The 8,074-nt window shown below is 63.8% G+C and carries 1 protein-coding gene; it reads left to right on the top strand.

Features of this window, described 5'->3' with window-relative positions; all coding sequences use genetic code 11:
- Positions 1–613 precede the first annotated feature (613 nt).
- Positions 614–8,074, top strand: a 7,461-nt coding sequence (locus M2103_RS13045; protein WP_277511118.1) for a hypothetical protein, incomplete at its 3' end; no start/stop codon positions are given.

The following is an 8,074-nucleotide window of genomic DNA, read 5'->3' as shown; positions in this document are numbered from 1 at the left end:
AAGCCAGGTGTATTTTGACTATGAATACAACAAGGCCTCGGACTACGAGCGGCCCTGGTCGCTGAGCCTCGGCTACCGCCGCGCCTGGTAAGAAATTCCCCGCGAATAATATATGTTAAAAGGGCGCCGCGTGAGGCGCCCTTTTTATACCCCATGGGATTGATATCGTGGGCTGGATGCCACTTGCGAGTGAGCTTTGGCCTTTATGCGGCGGGGTGCTTTCCCCGTGCAGGGCTCCGTCATTATGCGTTGCTTCGTATTCTTTTCGCAACTCAACCGAGGGCTTTCCTCCAGTGCATGAAAATGGTTTTCATTTTCTCAAAATAGATAATTGCCAATGGATTTTCCCTGCAATATTAGCCGTGATAATTATATTTTTTTTACCGGCACTTTATTCAGTTTTATGAACATGCTAAATCACGTTAAGCCACACCAACTGGTTCGCAACCGTGCGCGAGGCCTCCTCGCGCTTTGCCTGTCCGCGGCACTCGCGGTTTTTGCCGGGCAATTGTCCGCGCAGACAATTCCCATTACCAGTGGAACCACCAACTATAACGCCAGCGCCCCTGGCACGCATGTCCTGAGTTCCGGGTCTGTTACCGGGGGCCCAGCCGTGACTATTTCGGTTGCCGGCGTGGAGTTGCGAATCGACTCAGGCGCCCTTGCGGATGGATTGTCCAACTACGCGGTGAATTCTTCCGCCAGCAGTTTGATAAACAGCGCCGGGTTGATCCGGGGAGAGGGAGGCATTTCGTTTGCCGTCGGCGGCACGGTGCTCAATTCCGGCACGATTATCGGTAATAGCATCAGCTCTTCCAGCGCCGTCTATGGCCAGACCAGCATCCGCGTCGACAACAATGCGGGTGGTGTGATTCAAAGCGCTAACAGGGCCGTGTGGCTCAATGGCGGTGGCACGGTGCGCAATGTCGGCGCCATTACCAGCACTGGCAGCGTTGGCATCCTGTCCAATAACATCAACACCCTGATCGACAATGCTTCGGCTGGCGTCATCACTGGCGGCACCTACGGCGTGAGTCTCGTGAATGGCGGCATTGTCACCAACGTCGGCACGATCCGCGCCACCGCCGTCGGCGGTGCCGGCGTTTATTCCGACAACATTGCCACGCTCGTTAGCAACGCCACCGGTGGACTCATCGCCGGTGTTGAGCGCGGCGTGCGACTCAACAGCGGCGGCACGGTCGCCAACTCCGGCACGATTTTGGGTGGTGACTATGGCGTGACCATTTTTGGCGCATCGGGTGCGCTCACCAACAGCGGCCTTATTGATGGCATAAACGCGGGGGGCGCTTATCTTATGGGCGGCGGCACGATCACCAATACCGGCACGATCCGCGCAGGCCGCACCGGCGTTGGTTTCGCCAGTTCGGACGCGCTCCTCAATAATCTCTCCGGCGGCCTCATCACCGGCGGCACCTACGGTGTGCAACTCGTCGGCGGCGAAGTGCGCAATTCCGGCAGTATCACCGGCGCGAGCGTCGGCGTTTATTCCAACAGCAACGACACACTCGTGAACAATGCCACTGGCGGCGACATCTCGGGCGGCACCTACGGCGTGCAACTCGCCGCCGGCGGCACCGTCACCAATTCCGGCACGATTTCCAGCACGGGCGGCAACTATGCGGTTTCCGGCACCGGCTCCGCCGTGCTCATTTCCAACACCGTCGGCGGCGTGATTCGGGGCAACGGCGGCGTTGAACTGTTCAACGGCGGCACGGTCCGCAATTCCGGCACGATCACAGGCAACAGCAACCCCGCCGTCCATGGCGCCGCCAGCATCCTCGTCGACAACAAGGCGGGCGGCGTGCTTCAAAGCACCGCCGGCAGGGGCGTGTATCTCGCGTCCGGCGGCACCGTGTTCAATTCCGGCACCATTATGAGTAGTAGCGGCAACACAAACTACGGCGTTCGCATTGTCGGTGCCACCGCGCTCGTATCCAACTCCACTGGCGGCGTGATTCAGGGCGGCGGCGGCGTTTCGCTGCTCAACGGCGGCACGGTGATCAATTCCGGCACGATCACAGGCAACAGCACCAGTAGCAGCGGCGTCTATGGCGAAGTCAGCATACTCGTTGACAACAAAGTGGACGGCGTGATTCAAGGCGCCAACAATGCCGTGCTTCTCACGTCCGGCGGCACCGTCACCAACTCCGGCACCATTTCCGGCGCCACCGGCTACGGCGTGCGCGTCGACGCGGGCACGGCCCTTGTCTCCAACACCGCGGGAGCCACCATCGAAGGCGGCGTTTACGCGGGCGGCAACACCACCGTGCGCAACGACGGCGCGATCACCGGCAACCGCGGCGTTTACCTCGAAATCAATTCCACGCTTACTGGCACGGGCAGCATCAATGTCACCGGCACGGCGCTGACCCTGGCGAACGGTTATGTTTACACCAACACCCTCGCGCCCGTCGGCAGCCTCGTCGGCATTTCCTTCGAGGGCACCGGCTCGCTCGGCAACTCCGGCACCATCACCGGCACGTCCGACACCGGCGTGGAGGCGAAAAACGCCGCCATCGCCGTCACTAACGCCGCCGGCGGCGTCATCACCGGCGGCTCCTACGGCATCAATCTTGCCCAGGGCGGCACGGTCACCAACTCCGGTTCGATTGCCGGTGGCACTTTTGGGGCGGGAATCTATTCCAACAACAACGCCACGCTCGTCACGAACAACGCGGGCGGCAACATTTCCTCCAAAGGCTCCGGCATCACGCTGAACGCCGGTGGCACGGTCGCGAATGCGGGCAGGATTAACGGTAGTTCTTCGCCTGCAGTTTATTCCTTCAACAATGCCACGCTCGTGAGCAACACCACCGGCGGCTCCATCTCCGGCAACAGCGCCGTTTGGCTGACTGCCGGCGGCACGGTCGAGAACTCCGGCACGATTCGCGGCACTGGCATGTATGGGGTCGCTTCCGGCAACAACGCCATGTTGGTGACCAACAACGTCGGCGGCCTGATTCGGGGTGGCAACACCGGTGTCAGGCTGAACGCGGGCGGCACGATCGCGAATTCCGGCACGATCGATGGTGACAGTAAACTTGGTGTTTACTCCAACAATAACGCCACGCTCGTCACGAACAACGCGGGCGGCTACATCACCGGTGCCACGGGCGTGTCTATTGCCCAGGGCGGCACGGTTACCAACTCCGGCTCGATCCGCGGTTCGAGCATCGGCCTTGATACCGCCGGCAATATCGCCGAGATCACCAACAACGCCCTGATCGAGGGCGCCTCCTCGGGCGTCAAGCTAAGCGGCGGCGGCTCGGTGCATAACACGCACAACGCGATCATCAAGGGCACCGGGGCCGCCAGCAACGGCATCCTTGCGACAAACGCTTCCGTCAACATTCGCAACGAGGAGCACGGTGTGATCATCGGCGGCGCCACGGGAGTCACCCTGCTGGCCGGCGGCACCATCAAGAACCACAGCTCCATCACGGGCACCTCCGCCACAAGCATCGGCGTGGTGGCCGGCGGCGGAGCCTCGGTCAACAACGACAGCACGGAAAGCATCATCAGCGGCGGCGCCATCGGCGTGCGGCTCGCCTCCGCCGGCAGCGTCACCAACACCGGCACGATTACGGGCACATCCGCGGGCGGCATCGGCGTGGTCTCCGAGACGGCCACCGCGGCGATCACCAACAAGGAGGGCGCGCTTATCAGCGGCGACCTCGCAGGCGTGAACCTTGTGCAAGGCGGCACGGTCACCAACTCCGGCTCCATCACCGGCACGAACGCGGGCGTCGGCTTCGGCGTGGATGCCGCCGACACCGCCACAATCAACAACAGGCATGACGCCACGATCTCGGGAACGACCGCCGGCGTGCGTCTCACGAATGGCGGCACGGTCACCAACTCCGGCGCGATCGTCGGCGGCGACGCCGGTGTGGACGCGAAGGGCGTTGCCAGCGTGGGCAATTCCGACGAGGGTCTCATCCGGGGCGACACGGGCGTAAACTTGGATTCATTGGAGGCCACAATCACCAACTCCAGCACGATCATCGGCCTGGTCGGTGACGGCATTTACAACAGCCACGCCTCCGGCCAAACCACGGTCACCAACAACGCCGGCGCGCTGATCAGCGGCAAGGACAACGGTGTCAAGACGGTGGCCGGCCTCACGCTCGACAACACCGGCACGCTCCTCGGCGATGCCGGCGTCGGCGCCTGGGCTGGCGGAAAGGCGGGCATCAACAACCGCGGCCTCATTGGGGGCAGCGGGACGGGCGTGTATCTCGACGGTGCCTCGGGTGCGGCGGGCAGCACGATCACCAACTCCGGCACCATTGGCGTGAGCACGCTCAACCTGGACGACGCGGCCGTTTATATCGGACAAAACGGCGCCAGTGTCGTGAACCTCTCCGGCGGCAGCATCGCGAGCGAGGGTTTCGGCGTTTACATGGCGGGCAACGACAACACGTCGCTGGTTGACAACCGGCTCGGCGGCGAAATCAAGGCGGACACGGCGGTTTACCTGGCCAACGGGGGAACGGTTGTGAACAGCGGAGAAATTTACGGCAAGTCCTACGGCATTGACTCGGAGGGCATGGTTGCGTTCGTGAACAACATGGCGGGCGGAGTGATCACCGGCGACGCGACGGTTGGCGTCAACCTGCAGGCCGGTGGCACGGTCGCCAATTCCGGCGCGATCATCGGCAACGACCAGGGTGTGTTGATCGACGGGGCGGTGGCGCGCGTGGACAACAAGGCGGGCGGAGTGATCACCGGCGCGGCCACGGGCGTGAGGATTGAGCAAGGCGGCACGGTCACCAACTCCGGCACGATCAGCGGCGCGAGCTCAGTGGGCGTTTACACGGGCGGAATCGCGGTGGTTGAAAACACCGGCGGCCAAATCCAGGGCGGCAACATCGGCGTGTGGATGGACGGCGGCGGACGCGTGCGCAACACCGGTGTGATCACCGGCACGAACACCTACGGCATTTATTCCGCCACCAATGCGGACATCAGCAACTCCGGCCAGGTGCAAGGCCGCACGACCGGCATTCACGTTGCCGGGACGAGCTCGATTTCGAGCAGCGGCGTGATCATCGGCACGGGCAGCGCGGGCGTTTATGTGAAGGACGAGGCGACGCTCACCAACTCGGGCCGCATCCAAGGCGGCGAATATGGCGTGGAACTCGGCGCCGACGGCACGGTGACCAACCGCGGCTCGATCACCGGCACGAGCAGCACGAGCGCCGGCCTTTCCATTGCCGGGGACGCGCTGGTCGAGAACACACTGGCCACAAGCCTGATCAAGGGCGGGGAAACCGGCGTGTCCATGATCGGCGGAGGCACGCTGGGCAACAGCGGCACGATCCTAGGCTCACTCGGCTTCGGCGTCCATTCCGACGCGATTGCGACAATCACCAACAACCACGGCGGCCTGATTCAGGGCGGCTTCGACGGCCTGCATATGGTCGCCGGCGGCACGGTCGTCAACAGCGGCACGCTCCTCGGCGATGACGCTGCGGGCGTTTATGCCGGCGACACCGCGGCAATCATCAACAACCACGGCGCCCTGGCCAAGGGCGACGACTTTGGCGTGCATCTTGCCGGCGGCGGCACGGTGACCAACAGTGGCACGATCCTCGGCGACGCCGACAGCGGCATCATCGCCGTAAACGACCCCATCGTCGTTGAAAACACCGGCGGCCAAATCCAAGGCGGCATGAACGGCGTGTGGCTGGGCGAGGGCGGCACGGTGCGCAACACCAACGGCACAATCATGGGCACGACCGAGGACGGCGTATATTCGGGCACCAATGCCGGGGTGGAAAACACCGGCGGTTACATTAACGGCAACCGAACCGGCGTGCATATTGCCGGCAGCGGCACGGTGACCAACACCGGCACGATCGTCGGCACGGGCAGCTACGGCGTCCATGCCGGCCAGTCCTCGGAAATCACCAACACGACTGCCGACAGCCTAATCTCCGGCCAAACCGGCGTGTTTCTTGCCAACGGCGGCACGGTTACCAACGCAGGCACAATCCGTGGCCTCGCCAACGACGGCGTGAGTATTGCAAACGCCTCCGGCCTGGTCACCAACGACGGCCTGATCGAAGGCGCCGGCTCCGCCGTGCGGCTCGCTCTCGGCGGCACGGTGCAAAACACCGGCACGCTCAAAGGCGACCGCGGCGTTTACGGGTATGGGCTCAACGCGCCAACGGTGGTGGAAAATGCCGCCGGCGCGCTCATCAGCGCGATAAACAACACGGCGATTGATTTGCGAAGCGGCGGCACGATTGCCAACAGCGGCACGATCATCAGCGCGAACAGCGCCGGCATCATTGCCGGGGGCCACGCCACGATCACCAATGAGTCCACCGGCCTGATCCAGGGTAATTATGGAATCTCCCTTGACGCGGGTGGCACCATCATGAACGCCGGCACGATCACCGGCGCGACCATCGGCGTGGGCGCCGACACCGTTGCCGTCGTCGTCACCAACACCATCGGCGGCGTGATTAGCGGCGGTGCCTACGCGGTCAACCTGGCCGCCGACGCGGCGAACGAAGTGAACCTGTGGAACAGCAGCACGCTCGCGGGCGACCTGCGGATCGTGGGCGCATCCTCGCTGCTCACGCTCAACGGCGACACGGGCACGGAGCAACTCTACTCGGACGCGGTGACCGGCAACACGACCTTCACCGGCACGCTCGTCAAGCAAGGCGCGGGCACCTGGACAATCGACGCGCACCCCGGCGCGTTCATGGCGCAGCAAATGACGACGGTGGACGCCGGCAAGCTCATCGTCGATTGGGAGCAATACCAGCTCAACGGCTCGGATGTGAACATCGAGGCCGGCGCCATCCTCGAAGTGCGCACCGCCGACACTACCGGCACGACCACGCTCGTCAACCCGCTCACCGGCGCGGGTCTGCTCGACCTCGTCGGCACGGCGACGGTTAGCGCGCCCAGCGTCACCTTTGCGCTCGACCCCGCGATGGGCACGGCGTTCACCGGCACGGTCGGCGTGGGCAGCGCATACGGGAACAAGACAGTCTTCGACCTCGCCACCTCGGAAAGCGCGCTCGAAAACGCGACCCTCAAACTCAACGCCAGCAGCGAAACCACGCTCGACGCCAACCGCGAAATCGGCGGCCTCGACCTGGCCGGCGGCACATTCCTGGTCAAGACCGACACGACCGCCGCGGGCCTGCCGCCCTACAAGCTCACCGTCGAAACCCTCGCAGTCAGCGAAAGCGGCGGCCTCGCCGCCAGCAAGATCGGCGTGGACACCGAGGTGCTCTCCGGCATCAACCCGCCAATCCCCCCCGGCGACGGACTCAACGGCAGCATCTTCGACGTGGACGTCCTCCCGCCCGACTTCGAGCTCAATAAGCGCACCATCGTTGAGTCGACCATCAGCGGCCCGGCCGACGGCATTGGCTTCGACCTCGTTGACAGCGACGGCAACGCTCTCGCCTCCGGCACCGACAACACCCTCATCACCTTCAGAAACCAGGGCGGCATCGCCGATGTCGGCGTGAACACCTACGGCTACAACGCCATCACCCAGGGCGGCGACATCCTGCTCAACTACGGCCTCATCTCCATCGAGTCGATCAACTCCGCCGAGGCCGTCATCATCGACTCGACCGGTTCGCTTGACAAAACCCTCAGCGCCAAGCTCACCGGCACGACCGGCGGCGCGGGCTTCACCTTTGTCGGCGGCGAGGAAATCACCCTCGCGCACACCGGCAACGACTACACCGGCGCGACCCTCATCACCGACAACACCACGGTCATGGGCGGCGCCGCCAACGTGATCGCAAGCAGCACGGGTGTCATCATCGACGCCGGCGCGGCCTTCGACCTCCACCTCTACAACCAGCGCCTGCAAAACGTCCGCGGCGAAGGCGACATCAAGCTCGGCGACAAAACGCTCACCGTCATCAGCACCGAGACTGGCGTGGAATTTGCCGGCGTGATCAGTGACTCCGGCAGCGCCGGCAACGTCACCCTCGCCGACAACAGCGAGTGGACGCTCCTCGGCGCCAACACCTACACCGGCGTGACCACGATCGGCGCGGGCGCGCAACTG

This window comes from Ereboglobus sp. PH5-5 (genome assembly GCF_029504805.1).
Lineage (GTDB): Bacteria > Verrucomicrobiota > Verrucomicrobiia > Opitutales > Opitutaceae > Ereboglobus.
Note: the sequence above shows the minus strand (reverse complement) of the source record. Positions and strands in the feature narration are given on the sequence as shown.